Source organism: Microvirga rosea (assembly GCF_020595095.1).
Taxonomy (GTDB): Bacteria; Pseudomonadota; Alphaproteobacteria; order Rhizobiales; family Beijerinckiaceae; genus Microvirga; species Microvirga rosea.
This window is the reverse complement of the sequence record NZ_JAJDOP010000001.1, coordinates 558,553-570,935: the sequence shown is the minus strand read 5'-3', so window position 1 is coordinate 570,935 and position 12,383 is coordinate 558,553. Positions and strand designations below refer to the sequence as shown.

Below are 12,383 nucleotides of genomic sequence, written 5' to 3'. Positions count from 1 at the left end.
TAGCCACGCCACCAATATTCCGGTCTGCCCTATTGCGGCCGCTCTCTCATCACTATATTGCATCCTCATCACTTTTCGCCCGGTTCGAGCCAGGGGCGCGGCCAAGTTTGCCGCGAGCCGGGCTGCTTTGCTTTGAAAGACTACCCTTATGAAACTGCGCAACATCGCCATTATCGCCCACGTCGACCATGGCAAAACCACTCTCGTCGACAAGCTTCTCCAGCAGTCGGGTAGCTTCCGTGAGAACCAGCGTGTGGAAGAACGCGCGATGGATTCGAACGATCTCGAGAAGGAGCGCGGCATCACCATTCTGGCCAAGGCTACCTCGGTGGTCTGGAAGGATACCCGGATCAACATCGTCGACACCCCTGGCCACGCCGATTTCGGCGGCGAGGTGGAGCGCATCCTGAGCATGGTGGATGGCGCGATCGTGCTGGTCGACGCAGCCGAAGGCCCGATGCCGCAGACCAAGTTCGTGGTGTCCAAGGCGCTCAAGATCGGCCTCAAGCCCATCGTGGCGATCAACAAGATCGACCGTCCCGACGCCCGCCACGTCGAAGTGGTCAACGAGGTGTTCGACCTTTTCGCGGCGCTCGACGCCACCGACGAGCAGCTCGACTTCCCGATCCTCTACGGGTCGGGCCGCAACGGCTGGATGGCGAATGCCCCGGACGGCCCGAGCGACCAGGGCCTTGCGCCCCTGTTCGACCTCGTGCTCGAGCACGTGCCCCCGGCCAAGACCGAGGAAGGTCCGTTCCGCATGCTCGGAACCCTGCTCGAGGCCAACCCCTTCCTGGGCCGCATCGTCACGGGCCGCATCAGCTCCGGCACCGTGAAGCCGAACCAGTCGATCAAGGTGCTGGACCGCGAAGGTAAGGTGGTCGAGACCGGACGCGTCTCCAAGATCCTGGCCTTCCGCGGCCTGGAGCGCCAGCCCATCGAGATGGGCGAGGCCGGCGACATCGTGTCCATCGCGGGTCTCGTGAAGGGCTCGGTGGCCGACACCTTCTGCGCGCCCGAGAACGACATTCCGATCCAGGCCCAGCCCATCGATCCGCCGACCGTCACCATGTCGTTCATCGTCAACGATTCGCCCCTCGCGGGCACCGAAGGCGACAAGGTCACGAGCCGCATGATCCGCGACCGCCTGTTCAAGGAAGCGGAAGGCAACGTGACGCTGAAGATCGAGGAAGCCGCCGACAAGGATTCCTTCTACGTGTCGGGCCGCGGCGAATTGCAGCTCGCCATCCTGATCGAGACCATGCGCCGCGAAGGCTTCGAGATCGCCGTGTCGCGCCCCCGCGTGGTGTTCGAGAAGGACGAGGCCGGCAACCTCCTCGAGCCTATCGAGGAAGTGGTCATCGACGTGGACGAGGAGCATTCCGGCGTCGTCGTGCAGAAGATGTCGGAGCGCAAGGCCGAAATGGTCGAGATGCGTCCCTCCGGCGGCAACCGCCAGCGCCTGGTGTTCTACGCTCCCACCCGTGGCCTGATCGGCTACCAGGGCGAGCTGATGACCGACACCCGCGGCACCGCGATCATGAACCGCCTGTTCCACGCCTATGAGCCGTATCGCGGCGAGATCGCAGGCCGCCGCAACGGCGTGCTGATCTCCAACGATTCCGGCGAGGCCGTGGCCTACGCCCTGTGGAACCTGGAAGATCGCGGCCCGATGATGATCGAGCCCGGTTGGAAGGTGTATCAGGGCATGATCGTGGGCGAGCACAACCGCGAGAACGACCTCGAGGTCAACGTGCTGAAGGGCAAGAAGCTCACCAACATCCGCACCACCTCCAAGGACGAGGCGGTGCGCCTGACGCCGCCGATCCGCATGACCCTCGAAAAGTCCCTGGCCTGGATCCAGGACGACGAGCTCGTGGAAGTGACGCCGAAGTCGATTCGCATCCGCAAGGCGATCCTCGATCCGAACGACCGCAAGCGGGCCGAGCGCTCGAAGGAAGCGCTGAGCGCCTGAGCGACAGTCGCATGAAACGAAAAAGGCCGCTCTCCGCAGCGGCCTTTTTCATGACAGGCCATCCTCACAAGGCCAAACGGAAAGCGGGGGCGCGATGCTGACGATTCATGGCTACAAGGGTTCGATCAATGTCCGGAAGGTGCTCTGGACCTGCGCGGAGCTCGGTCTCCCGTTCGAGCGGATCGATTGGGGCGGCGGCACGCGCCCCGTGACCGATCCGGAATTCCGGACGCTCAACCCCGTCGGCATGATCCCGGTGCTGGAGGATGGAGGGCAGACCTTCTGGGAATCGAACAGCATCGTTCGCTATCTGGCGGCCCGCGAGGGCCGTGACGATCTGCTTCCCACCGGGCCGGCGGAACGGGCGCAGATCGAGAAATGGATGGACTGGCAGGTCTCGGACTTCAACAATTCCTGGCGCACCGTCTTCCAGGCGACCATTCGCAAGAATCCTCAGTTCCAGGACGAGGCGCAGATCGCCGCGTCGTGGAAGCAGTTCTGCGGCATGGTCGAGGTTCTCGACCGGGAACTCGCCCGAACGAAAGCGTACATCGCCGGGCCGCACTTCACCTGTGCCGACATCGTGATCGGCCTGTCGGCCCATCGCTGGAAGAGCATTCCGCTGGACCGCCCCTCCCTTCCGTCCGTCGAGCGCTATTACGACCTTCTGTGCGAGCGGGAAGGCTTTCGTCTTTTTGGGCGCGACGGCGGTCCCTGATCAGGCCGCCGGTTCCGCGACCGCTTCCGGCAGGCTCGCCAGCCGGGACACGGGCGAGGACAGGATGACCAGGAGCTGGACCACGAAGCCGATCGCTGCCACCGCGACGCAGGTGCGAGGCCCGTAGGCCGCCCCGATCATCGCCCCGAAGGCCGCGCCCACTGGCCGGGCGCCAGCCGTCGCGGTTATCACGAGAGCCGAAACGCGGCCCAGCATGGCGACCGGCGTCACCGTCTGGCGCAGGGTGGTCTGGCTGATCGTCCAGAGAATTGGCCCTGCCCCGAACAGAAAGAATGACAGAGCCGCCAGCATTCCCGACGGAACCCACAAGGTCGCCGCCATGGTGAAGGCAGCCGCCACCGACACCACGGGACCGACCACGATGGCGGCCCCGAAGGTAAGACGTCTCACGAACCGGGGGGCCAGCACGGCCCCGACGATCATGCCGGCGCCGTAGGTCGCCATGGACGTGCCGATGCCGGAGGCCGTCAGGCCGAGCACGTGGACCGCGTAAGGCACATAAGCCGCCTGGAGGACGAACCACGCCAGATTCCACGCCACCGCCGTGAGCAGGATCGGCCGCAGATGCGGATGCATCCAGGCGAAGGCCGCGCCCTCCTTCAGGTCGCGCCAGATGTGAGGCTGCGTCGGGCGGTTCAAGGGCGGCTCGGGAACCCGGGCAAGGCACAAAACCGCCAGTACGGACAGCGCCGCCGCAAGGCCGAAGGTCTGGGAGGCCCCGAACCAGCCCACGAGGCTCCCCGCAAGGGCCGGTCCGGCCGCATAAGCGACACTCCGGGCGAGTTCCAGCCGACCGTTGGCCTGCGCGAGCCGGTCGCGGCCCACCAAAGAGGGAACGAGGGCGGGTGCTGCGACGCTGAACACTACCGTTCCGGTCGCAGCCGCGAAGCCGAGCGCGGCCAGAAGCGGAACGGTCAAAAGTCCCGCCATTGCCAGAACCGGAAGAGCCAGGAGCGCGAGCGCCCGAAACGCCTCGGCGGCGATCATCAAGACCCGCCGCGGCATTCGGTCGGCCATGATTCCGGCCGGAAAGGACAGGAGCAGGAACGGCAATGTCTGCACGGCCGCCAGAAGCCCTGTTTCGCCGGGCCCGGCGCCGAGAGCCAGGACGGCGATCAGGGGCGCGGCCGCAAGAGCGATCTGCTCGGCGGATTGCGCCGCCACATTCGACCAGGCGAGGGCATAAAAGGAACGGGGTAGAGCGGACGGCATCAGGAAACCTTAAGGCTGGTACAGAGGTCCATCTGTGCCTAGCGCCGCCATACGGTCTCGCCCACCCGAATCCTGCCGTGCAGGAGATGTCGGGCCCGTGCTAGCCTTCCGCCTTGTCGCCCTGACCTTTCTTGGCGCCCTCACCCATCGGATTGGTGGAATCCTCGCCCTTGCCTTCCGGCTCCGCCCGACCCTGGGGCGTCAGCCGGGGAGCGCTGATATCGGCCTCGGTGGCCTGGTTGTTCTTGCGATCCTTGTCCATCGTCGTCTCCTCGTGGCGCAATCCCGACGGATCGCCTCATGAGCTTGTGGAATCCGTGTCGTCATGGTCGCCGGACGGGGTCAGGGTACCGGCACCGGGGGTTGCGTCTTCATTCGTCAGGGATGGATCGGCATGAGGCCCAGCAGGCGGGGTCTGCGCCTTGCTCGGGTTCCCGGGCGGGTTCTTGCCCGATGCGGTTCGCTGTCCGGCCTCCGGATCGGGACGTTCAGGATTCGTCGGGTCCGGCGTATGATTGCCATAACCTGCGTTGCCCATGGGTTTTCTCCTCGACGGTCAGGAACCGCTGCGCTTGACGGAGCCGCTCGGTGCGCTGCCGGCGTCCTGTTCGTCGGCGCCGTTCACGGTGGTGGCACGCTCGATCGCTTCGGCGGTGGCGTCCTTGTCGGTCGGCGAAAGGGTGGCGTCGCTCAGATGCTTGGTGGTCTCCGGCGTTTCCGCGGCCGTCAGATCGCTGTGGTCGTCCGACTTGCCGCCCGCGCCCACCATGGCGTTGCGATAGCTGTTCGCCTCGCCGCCGGGATCGTCCCAGACACGCCGCATGGTCGCGTTGGCTTCCGGGCCGCCGTCTCGGTTGGGATCGACGGGGCTGTTGGTGCCGCCGCGTTGCTCGTTGCGGATCTGATCCGCCGACTGATCTTTCAGGGAATGGGGTGCATGTCTGTCCGCCATTGCAAACTCCTTGAACCGTGTTTCAAGGGCAACCCGGCGGATGAGGTTAGGTTCTGGCTACGCTTCGCGGCTTTTTGAAAAGAAAAGGGCGGCCGAAGCCGCCCTACTGACGATCCGATGCGTTGACTCAGAGTCCTTCGAACAGCGGACTCGAAATATAGCGTTCGGCGAAGGAAGGCGCGACCGTGACGATGCGTTTGCCTTTGAATTCCGGCCGGGCCGCAACTTCCAGAGCGGCCGCCACATTGGCTCCCGTGGAGATGCCCCCGGGAATGCCCTCGAGCTTGGAGAGCTGGCGCGCGGTGTCGAAGGCGGTCTGATTGCCGACCGTCACCACATCGTCGATCACCGAACGGTCAAGAACATCCGGGACAAAACCCGCGCCGATGCCCTGGATCTTGTGGGGACCGGGCTGGCCGCCGGACAGAACCGGGGAATCCTCGGGCTCCACGGCGATGACCTTCATGCCGGGCAAGCGGGGCTTCAGGATCTGGCCGACGCCCGTGATGGTGCCGCCGGTGCCCACACCCGCCACGAAGGCGTCGAGCTGGCCGTTGGTGTCGTTCCAGATCTCTTCGGCCGTAGTGCGGCGGTGGATCTCGGGATTGGCCGGGTTCTTGAACTGCTGCGGCATGACCGAGTTGGGAATCTCCCGCAGGAGTTCCTCCGCCTTGGCGATGGCCCCTTTCATGCCCTGTGGGCCGGGCGTCAGGGCGAGTTCCGCTCCGAGATAGGCCAGCATCTTGCGGCGCTCGATCGACATGGTTTCAGGCATGACCAGGATCAGCCGGTAGCCCCGCGCGGCGGCCACGAAGGCCAGCGCGATGCCGGTGTTGCCGGAGGTCGGCTCAACCAGCGTTGCACCGGGCTTGATGGCCCCGGCGGCTTCCATCGCGTCGATCATGCTGACGCCGATACGGTCCTTCACGCTGGAGATGGGGTTGAAGAATTCCAGTTTGACCAGAATCTCCGCATCGATCCCCCGCTCTTTCGGCAGGCGGTTCAGGCGCACGAGAGGGGTATTGCCGATCGTTTCCGTGATGGAGCCGTAAATGCGGCCTCGGCCAGGCTTCTGAACGTTGTCAGCCATGGAACTCTCCTTGATTTCGAAGAATGTCTAGCTTTTTTGACGGCGTGTGTCGATAAATTCCTAAATTCACATACTAAATCGTGAAATCAACGGCCGGTATCTGCTCGACGGCTTCCTGGGCCTGGGCCTGCTTGCACAGATCATCGACGGTGACCTTATCCAGCTCGGACAGAAACGCCTGAATGCCCTGCTTCACCACGGGCGTCACCACGAGCTCCGCAAGCCGCGATTCGGGAATGGCCGTCGCACCTTCATCTTCCTGAGCCGTCATGGCGATGCGGACGATATCGCCTGCGGAAATCCGCCGCCGTTCCCGGGCAAGCTCATAGCCGCCGCGTGGGCCTCGAACCCCTTTCAGGATTCCGTTGCGGACAAGCGCTTGAAGCACCGGCTCCAGATGCCGTGGCGGCAGATTATGACGGGCCGCGAGAGCTTTCGCGGAAACCGGCAGGGGCCTTGCATGGAGGGCGATATCCGTCACGGCGGCAATGGCCAGAAGCGAGCGGCGTGAAAGAAAGTTCATCGTCCCATCCCTTGTAACCCCGTCGATCCGAACCCGCCGGCCGAGCGCGCGGTCTCGTCCACCGCCTCCACCGCAACCGGCTCGGCCCGTATCACGGGGGCGATGATCATCTGGGCGATCCGCATCCCGCGAGGGATCGCGAAAGGCTCCTGCCCCAAATTGACGAGAAGCACCTGCACCTCGCCGCGATAATCCGCGTCGATCGTGCCGGGTGCATTGAGAACGGTCACCCCGTGTTTCAAGGCAAGGCCCGACCGCGGACGTATCTGCGCCTCGTGACCGGGCTCGAGCGCGATCACGAGGCCCGTCGGCACCAATGCGCGGGCGAGCGGCGCCAGAACGATCGGCTCATCGTCCGGACAGGCGGCGATGAGATCCATGCCGGCCGCCCCTTCCGTTTCATAGCGCGGGAGCGGCAGACCGGCCGCATGATCGAGCCTTTGGATGCGCAGGATGCGGGTCATTGTCCTGCGCCTTTCATCATCTGCCCGAGACGCTCGATCAGTTTGCGGGCGACGTCGGTCTTTGACAAGGTGGGCCATGTCTCGACACCGGCCGGACTGACGAGATGAACCGTGTTGCTGTCGCCGCCCATCACGCCGGTTCCGGTGGACACATCGTTTGCGACGATCAGATCACAGCCCTTCTTGGCGAGCTTCTGCCGGGCATGCTCGATGACATTTTCCGTTTCCGCCGCAAAACCGATCATGAGCTGCGGCCGCCCCTCGTTGCGCCGGGCGATCGTCGCCAGAATGTCCGGGTTCTCCGTCAGCGCAAGATTCGGCAGCGCGCCGTTGTTCTTCTTGATCTTCTGCTCCCCGGCATTGGCAACCCGCCAGTCCGCCACGGCGGCCGCGAAGATACCGATATCCGCCGGAAGGGCCGTCTCGACCGCATCGAGCATCTCGCGGGCGCTTTCCACATGGATCGTCGTGACCCCGGCAGGATCGGCAAGATCGACCGGTCCGGACACCAACGTGACCCGCGCCCCCGCCGCAGCGGCGGCCCGGGCGATGGCATGACCCTGCTTGCCGGAGGAGCGGTTGGCGATATAGCGCACCGGATCGATGGGTTCATGGGTCGGCCCCGAGGTTACCACCACGTGCTTGCCGACCAGAGGCCCCGAAGGGGCAAAGCGGGATTCGATCGCGGCGACGATCTCCAGAGGTTCCGCCATGCGGCCGGGCCCGGTCTCCGCCTCCGCCATCGCGCCCTCGTTGGGACCGACGGTGCGGATGCCGTCCGCCTGCAGCGTCGCGAGATTGCGCTGCGTCGCCGGGTGCAGCCACATGCGGACGTTCATGGCCGGAGCGAGCAGGATCGGCAGGGTGGTGGCAAGCAATACGGTCGATGCGAGATCGTCCGCATGGCCGCCTGCCATCTTTGCCATGAGGTTGGCGGTGGCCGGCGCCACCACGACGAGGTCGGCATCGCGGGCAAGACGGATATGGCCGATATCGGCCTCATCCTCCCGGTCGAACAGATCCGTGTGCGTACGCTGCCCTGAAATGGCGGAAGCGGCGAGCGGCGTGATGAAGTGTTGCGCGCCTGCGGTCAGGATGCAGCGCACGGACGCTCCGCGCTCGCGCAGGCGACGGATCAGGTCAAGGGATTTGTAGGCCGCGATTCCGCCGCCGATGACGAGAAGAATCCGTTTACCTGACAGTGCCATGGGCTCAGAAGTCCTTTATCAGCATGATCATCAGCGTCAGCGCGATGATCCACAACGCCGCCATGCTCCACCGGGTACTGCGTGCCTCCGCACGGCCGATGGCCGACACGCTCTCATGATGAACAGCCACACCCTGAGCCGTCATGTCATCCAACTGATTCAACACCCGTTTGGCCTGCAGGGCGATGTTCGGCAAATCGGCGGCGAGGCCTGCGAGAGTTGCAATGCCGGAGCCCGCCTCCTCGACACGGCCGAGGGGGCCGAGATGACGCTCGATCCATTCCCGCACCACCGGCTCGGACGTGGTCCACATGTCGAGGCGCGGATCGAGATTGCGGGCAACGCCCTCGACCACCACCATGGTCTTTTGCAGCATGACGAGTTCGATCCGGGTCGCCATGTCAAAAAGGGATGTGATCTCGAAGAGCAGCGTCAGCAGCTTCGCCATGGAAATTTCGTCGGCGCGGCGATCGTGGATGGGTTCTCCGATGGCCCGGATCGCCTGCGCGAAATCTTCCACGGAATGGTGCGGCGGCACATAACCCGCTTCGAAATGCACCCGCGCGACCCGCAGGTAGTCCCGGCGAATGAAGCCGAGGAGGATTTCGGCGAGAAAGCGCCGTTCCTTCATGCCGAGGCGTCCCATGATGCCGAAATCGACGGCGACCAGACGACCTTGAGGATCCACGAACAGGTTGCCCGGATGCATGTCCGCGTGGAAGAAACCATCGCGGATGGCATGGCGCAGGAACGACTGGATCACCGTTCGCGCCAGCGCCACCCGGTCGAAGCCTGCGGCCTCGATCCGCGCGATATCGTTGAGGCGGATCCCGTCGATCCACGTGATGGTCAGCACGTCCCGGGCGGTCAGGTCCCATTCCGGTTTGGGCACGCGAAAATCGAGATCGTCCTTGGTGTTTTCTCCGAGCTCCGACACGGCGGCGGCTTCAAGGCGCAGATCCATCTCGACCGCGACGGAGCGGGCGAGGGCCTCGACGACCTCCACGGGCTTCAGGCGCTTTGCATCCGGCACCAGGCGCTCGAAGAGCCGCGCTGCCGCGCGCATCGCCTGGAGATCACGGGCAAAACCCTCCCGCACGCCCGGGCGCACGACTTTCACCGCAACCGTCAGCGGCCCTTCGGGTGTCCTGATCGCCGCCTTATGGACCTGCGCGATGGAGGCGGCGGCGATGGGTTCGCTGAACTCGATGAACAATTCGCCAAGCGGACGTCCCAGGGCCAGCTCCACCATGCGGACCGCGTCCTCGCGGGGAAAGGGCGGCATGCGGTCCTGAAGCCGCTCGAGGTCGCGGGCCGCCGGAGCGCCGACGATATCCGGGCGCGTCGCCAGAAACTGGCCGAACTTCACATAGGACGGGCCCAGGCGCGTGAGGGCGGCCGAAAGACGGGCGGCGCCATCCCCCGCCTGACGCCGTTCGATCAGACGGGCAAACCGCAAGCCGATTCGGGCCGCCGGCGGCAGAGCGTTGGGGTCGATCAACGCCAGCGCCCCTTCCCTCGCCAGAATGAAGCCGGCGCGAAGATTGCGGGACAGATGGACGATGCTACCGATCACGTCAGATCTTCCATCCGGAGTGAATGGCCACGACCCCGGCCGTCAACGGCCGGTGCGTCACGCGCCTGAAGCCCGCCTGCTCGATCATATGGGCGAAGGCTGCCGGGGTCGGGAACCGACGGATCGATTCGACGAGATACTGATAGGACTCGGAATCGCCGGTGACCATTTGGCCAAGACGCGGAATCACGTTGAACGAATAGGCGTCGTAGATCCGGTCGAGGCCCGGCACATCGACCTTCGAGAATTCGAGGCACAGGAAGCGTCCGCCGGGCTTGAGCACCCGATGCGCCTCCCGCAGCGCCGCATCGATGCGGGGCACGTTCCGGATGCCGAATGCGATGGTGTAGGCGTCATAGGTGTTGGATTCCAGGGGCAGCGTTTCGGCGTTCGCCTCGACGAAGTCGATCCGCCCGTCATAGCGGTGCCCGGCCCGCTCCTGGCCGACCCTCAGCATGTCGCCGTTGATGTCGAGCACGGTCACCTGGGTCTGCGGGCCTCCGGCATCGAGAATGCGGAAGGCCACATCGCCCGTCCCGCCCGCTACGTCCAGGTGCCGGAAAGGCCGGTTCCGGGGCGGACGGAGCATGGCCACGAGATTGTTCTTCCAAAGCCGGTGGAGGCCCGCGGACATGAGATCGTTCATGAGGTCATAGCGGCCCGCGACCGAATGGAAGACCTCGTTGACGCGGCCCTGCTTCTCATCGAGGGGCACGGACTGGAACCCGAAATGGGTGTTGTCGTCGGTCATCTCTCACACCTCTCGTCGCCTTTTGTGGCGATCCATAGCGGAAGCGGGCCCGGATGGCTATGTAAGGAGCGGTCCGAACCCGCGAGATGGTTGATGCCTGAACTGCCCGAAGTCGAAACGGTCCGCAGGGGCCTGGAGCCCGCCATGACGGGAGCCCGGTTTACAAAGGTCGTCCAGCGCCGTCCCGACCTGCGCTTTCCCTTTCCCGAGCAATTCGCCGAGCGGCTCATCGGGCAGGAGGTGACCGCCCTGGGACGCCGGGCGAAATACCTTTTGGCCGATCTGTCGTCGGGCGAAGTTCTGGTCATGCACCTGGGGATGTCGGGGCGGTTTCTCGTGACGCAGGAAGGCCGCAGCGTTCGACCGGGGGAGTTCCATCACGAACATGGGGCCGTCGGCACCCACGACCATGTGATATTCTCGCTCTCGAACGGGGCGACGGTGACCTACAATGACGCCCGCCGCTTCGGCTTCATGGATCTCGTTCCCCGGTCGACCATCGAGAGCTGCCGTCATTTCCGCGACATGGGCATCGAGCCCCTCGGCAATGAGCTCTCCGGCGAGACCATCGCCAAACTCTTCGGGGGCAAGCGCACTCCCCTCAAGGCCGCCTTGCTGGACCAGCGCCTGATTGCCGGACTGGGGAATATCTATGTCTGCGAGGCCCTGTTCCGCACCGGGCTGCATCCCGAGGCGCCCGCAGGCTCCCTGACGACCTCCAAGGGAAAGCCGACCGCGAAGGCTCACAGGCTGGCCGAGGTCATTCGCGATGTCCTGAACGAGGCCGTCGAGGCCGGGGGATCCACGTTGCGCGACCACGCCCAGGTCGACGGGTCTCTGGGCTATTTCCAGCACGCGTTCCGGGTCTATGACCGTGAAGGAGAGCCTTGCGTGACGCCGGGCTGCAAAGGGACGGTCTCCCGCCTCGTGCAAGGGGGGCGCTCCACCTTCTATTGCCCCACCTGCCAGGCGAAATGACCACGAAGCCGATGGCGGCCGGGCAAGTCCGCCCGCATCCGCTCAAGTCCTCTGTCGATTGTCGCCCGAGCCGCCAAATCTCTCTTGCCTGACCCCTGCACCTCGCCTACCGGTGAGCCTCCATCCAGGAGGCGCAGGCATGGCTTACGAAACGATCATCGTCGAGACCCGCGGCAAGGTGGGGCTCATCACCCTCAACCGCCCGCAGGCGCTGAACGCGCTCAATTCGATCCTGCTCGGCGAGGTCAACCAGGCGCTCGACGCCTTCGAGGCTGATCCGGGAGTCGGCTGCATCGTCGTGACCGGGTCGGAAAAGGCCTTTGCGGCCGGCGCCGACATCAAGGAAATGGCCAGCCTGTCCTATCCGCAGATCTATTCCGACAACCAGTTCGGCGGATGGGATCGGGTCGCCAACCGGCGCAAGCCCATGATCGCGGCGGTGGCCGGGTTCGCCCTTGGAGGGGGCTGCGAATTCGCCATGATGTGCGATTTCATCATCGCGGCGGATAATGCCAAGTTCGGCCAGCCGGAAATCAAGCTCGGCGTCATGCCGGGCATGGGCGGGACCCAGCGCCTGACCCGGCTCATCGGCCGGGCCAAGGCCATGGAAATGTGCCTCACCGGCCGCATGATAGGGGCCGAAGAGGCGGAACGCTCGGGCCTGGTGGCGCGCATCGTGCCCGCCGCCGACCTCCTGAGCGAGGCGATCAAGACCGCCGAGACCATCGCGTCCATGTCCCAGCCCATCGTCATGATGACCAAGGAAAGCATCAATCGCGCCGACGAGATTTCGCTCTCCGAGGGCATTCGTTTCGAGCGGCGGGTCTTTCACGCCATGTTCGCGACCGCCGATCAGAAGGAGGGCATGGCCGCTTTCGTGGAAAAGCGCCCTCCCCAGTTCACGGATCGCTGATC

General features: G+C 64.9%; 14 protein-coding genes. 4 read left to right on the top strand and 10 right to left on the bottom strand.

The features are described 5' to 3' along the window. The first annotated feature begins 148 nt into the window (after positions 1-148). Together typA and LJD17_RS02760 are read left to right on the top strand one after the other, a co-directional pair. Entirely contained in the window at positions 149-1,975 is a 1,827-nt protein-coding gene (typA, locus tag LJD17_RS02765; RefSeq protein WP_227382533.1) for a translational GTPase TypA, read from the top strand. Positions 1,976-2,069: 94 nt separating this feature from the next. After that, positions 2,070-2,693, top strand: coding sequence for a glutathione S-transferase family protein (locus LJD17_RS02760; protein WP_227382531.1), 624 nt, complete (start codon positions 2,070-2,072; stop codon positions 2,691-2,693). Here the strand turns inward: LJD17_RS02760 and LJD17_RS02755 are convergent, their stop codons facing one another. The 10 genes from LJD17_RS02755 to ubiE all read right to left on the bottom strand — a co-directional run bounded on the left by LJD17_RS02755 (position 2,694) and on the right by ubiE (position 10,490). Beyond that, a complete protein-coding gene (locus tag LJD17_RS02755) occupies positions 2,694-3,926 on the bottom strand; it encodes an MFS transporter (protein ID WP_227382529.1) in 1,233 nt (410 codons plus the stop codon). A gap of 100 nt (positions 3,927-4,026) precedes the next feature. Beyond that, complete coding sequence (locus LJD17_RS02750; protein ID WP_227382527.1) at positions 4,027-4,188, bottom strand: hypothetical protein; 162 nt, start codon at positions 4,186-4,188, stop codon at positions 4,027-4,029. A gap of 36 nt (positions 4,189-4,224) precedes the next feature. After that, complete coding sequence (locus tag LJD17_RS02745) at positions 4,225-4,464, bottom strand: hypothetical protein (RefSeq protein ID WP_227382526.1); 240 nt, start codon at positions 4,462-4,464, stop codon at positions 4,225-4,227. A gap of 18 nt (positions 4,465-4,482) precedes the next feature. Next, positions 4,483-4,878, bottom strand: coding sequence for a hypothetical protein (locus LJD17_RS02740; protein ID WP_227382525.1), 396 nt, complete (start codon positions 4,876-4,878; stop codon positions 4,483-4,485). Positions 4,879-5,005: 127 nt separating this feature from the next. Continuing rightward, positions 5,006-5,968, bottom strand: a complete 963-nt coding sequence (gene cysK / locus LJD17_RS02735; RefSeq protein ID WP_227382524.1) for a cysteine synthase A — start codon at positions 5,966-5,968, stop codon at positions 5,006-5,008. A gap of 73 nt (positions 5,969-6,041) precedes the next feature. Then, positions 6,042-6,491, bottom strand: a complete 450-nt coding sequence (locus LJD17_RS02730) for an RrF2 family transcriptional regulator (protein ID WP_227382523.1) — start codon at positions 6,489-6,491, stop codon at positions 6,042-6,044. Beyond that, the gene (gene dut, locus LJD17_RS02725) at positions 6,488-6,955 is read right to left on the bottom strand and encodes a dUTP diphosphatase (RefSeq protein ID WP_227382522.1); all 468 of its coding nucleotides are present in this window, start codon (positions 6,953-6,955) and stop codon (positions 6,488-6,490) included. The genes LJD17_RS02730 and dut overlap by 4 nt, the downstream gene beginning before the upstream one ends. Beyond that, complete coding sequence (gene coaBC / locus LJD17_RS02720) at positions 6,952-8,163, bottom strand: bifunctional phosphopantothenoylcysteine decarboxylase/phosphopantothenate--cysteine ligase CoaBC (protein ID WP_227382521.1); 1,212 nt, start codon at positions 8,161-8,163, stop codon at positions 6,952-6,954. The genes dut and coaBC overlap by 4 nt, the downstream gene beginning before the upstream one ends. Positions 8,164-8,167: 4 nt before the next feature. Then, entirely contained in the window at positions 8,168-9,739 is a 1,572-nt protein-coding gene (ubiB, locus tag LJD17_RS02715; RefSeq protein ID WP_227382520.1) for a 2-polyprenylphenol 6-hydroxylase, read from the bottom strand. Between the two features lies 1 nt (position 9,740). Then, entirely contained in the window at positions 9,741-10,490 is a 750-nt protein-coding gene (gene ubiE, locus LJD17_RS02710; protein ID WP_227382519.1) for a bifunctional demethylmenaquinone methyltransferase/2-methoxy-6-polyprenyl-1,4-benzoquinol methylase UbiE, read from the bottom strand. A gap of 93 nt (positions 10,491-10,583) precedes the next feature. On the opposite strand from ubiE, the gene mutM reads away from it, so the two are divergent. Both mutM and LJD17_RS02700 read left to right on the top strand, forming a co-directional pair. Continuing rightward, positions 10,584-11,468, top strand: coding sequence for a bifunctional DNA-formamidopyrimidine glycosylase/DNA-(apurinic or apyrimidinic site) lyase (mutM, locus tag LJD17_RS02705; protein WP_227382517.1), 885 nt, complete (start codon positions 10,584-10,586; stop codon positions 11,466-11,468). A gap of 139 nt (positions 11,469-11,607) precedes the next feature. Further along, positions 11,608-12,381 (top strand): enoyl-CoA hydratase, encoded by a 774-nt coding sequence (locus LJD17_RS02700; protein WP_227382515.1) that lies wholly within the window; start codon positions 11,608-11,610, stop codon positions 12,379-12,381. Positions 12,382-12,383: the final 2 nt, after the last annotated feature.

Coding starts and splice junctions, on each gene's coding strand:
- typA (WP_227382533.1), top strand. CDS start 149: ATGAAACTGCGCAACATCGCCATTATCGCCCACGTCGACCATGGCAAA.
- LJD17_RS02760 (WP_227382531.1), top strand. CDS start 2,070: ATGCTGACGATTCATGGCTACAAGGGTTCGATCAATGTCCGGAAGGTG.
- LJD17_RS02755 (WP_227382529.1), bottom strand. CDS start 3,926: ATGCCGTCCGCTCTACCCCGTTCCTTTTATGCCCTCGCCTGGTCGAAT.
- LJD17_RS02750 (WP_227382527.1), bottom strand. CDS start 4,188: ATGGACAAGGATCGCAAGAACAACCAGGCCACCGAGGCCGATATCAGC.
- LJD17_RS02745 (WP_227382526.1), bottom strand. CDS start 4,464: ATGGGCAACGCAGGTTATGGCAATCATACGCCGGACCCGACGAATCCT.
- LJD17_RS02740 (WP_227382525.1), bottom strand. CDS start 4,878: ATGGCGGACAGACATGCACCCCATTCCCTGAAAGATCAGTCGGCGGAT.
- cysK (WP_227382524.1), bottom strand. CDS start 5,968: ATGGCTGACAACGTTCAGAAGCCTGGCCGAGGCCGCATTTACGGCTCC.
- LJD17_RS02730 (WP_227382523.1), bottom strand. CDS start 6,491: ATGAACTTTCTTTCACGCCGCTCGCTTCTGGCCATTGCCGCCGTGACG.
- dut (WP_227382522.1), bottom strand. CDS start 6,955: ATGACCCGCATCCTGCGCATCCAAAGGCTCGATCATGCGGCCGGTCTG.
- coaBC (WP_227382521.1), bottom strand. CDS start 8,163: ATGGCACTGTCAGGTAAACGGATTCTTCTCGTCATCGGCGGCGGAATC.
- ubiE (WP_227382519.1), bottom strand. CDS start 10,490: ATGACCGACGACAACACCCATTTCGGGTTCCAGTCCGTGCCCCTCGAT.
- mutM (WP_227382517.1), top strand. CDS start 10,584: ATGCCTGAACTGCCCGAAGTCGAAACGGTCCGCAGGGGCCTGGAGCCC.
- LJD17_RS02700 (WP_227382515.1), top strand. CDS start 11,608: ATGGCTTACGAAACGATCATCGTCGAGACCCGCGGCAAGGTGGGGCTC.